The following is a 270-nucleotide window of genomic DNA, read 5'->3' as shown; positions in this document are numbered from 1 at the left end:
ACGATCATCGAGGTCCACGGCCACGGCAAACAAGGCTCCGGATACGGCTACTCCGGCGTGCGCGGGCTCAACGCCCTCATCGCCACCGTCACCACCGAGACCGCTGCGCCGGTGATCCTCACCCAACGCCTGCGCCGAGGAGCCTGCGGCTCCCCGCGCGGCGCCGCCCGCATGGTCGCCGACGCCCTGGCCAGCGTCGACCGGCTGCGTTCCCAGGCCCGCGGGGCGCACGTTGGCTGCTCGAGCGGTGACGGCGCGTCGAAACCCCTG

The 270-nt window shown here is 73.3% G+C and carries 1 pseudogene; it reads left to right on the top strand.

What is annotated here, in order from left to right:
* Positions 1-270 (top strand): annotated as a pseudogene (locus tag QM841_RS42960) (IS1380 family transposase); the annotation flags it as partial.

It is taken from the genome of Rhodococcus sp. IEGM 1307, assembly GCF_030056915.1.
GTDB classification, from domain to species: domain Bacteria; phylum Actinomycetota; class Actinomycetes; order Mycobacteriales; family Mycobacteriaceae; genus Rhodococcus_F; species Rhodococcus_F opacus_D.
The sequence above is the reverse complement of the archived record's forward strand: the minus strand, read 5'-3'. Positions and strand labels throughout refer to the sequence as shown.